Source organism: Leifsonia sp. SIMBA_070 (genome assembly GCF_046534635.1).
Lineage (GTDB): Bacteria > Actinomycetota > Actinomycetes > Actinomycetales > Microbacteriaceae > Leifsonia.
Genome location: NZ_JAWRYK010000968.1, coordinates 1 through 234, shown reverse-complemented (window position 1 = coordinate 234; position 234 = coordinate 1). Strand labels below are relative to the sequence as shown.

General features: G+C 70.1%; 1 pseudogene. It reads right to left on the bottom strand.

The annotated features are described in order from the left end of the window. A pseudogene (locus tag SB754_RS23045) lies at window positions 1-234 on the bottom strand (transcription termination factor Rho); the annotation flags it as partial.

Genomic DNA, 234 nt, shown 5'->3' with positions numbered 1-234 from the left:
GGGGTTGTTGGCGGTGATCGCGTTGGCGATCTGCTGCATCACGATCGGCTTGCCGGCCTTCGGCGGCGCGACGATGAGGCCGCGCTGGCCTTTGCCGAGCGGGGCGACGAGGTCGATGATCCGCTGGGTCACCTTGCTCGGCTCGGTCTAGAGCCGCAGGCGCTCCTGCGGGTATAGCGGCGTCAGCTAGCCGAACTCGACGCGCGCCGCGGCCTCCTCGGGGGTCTGCCCGTT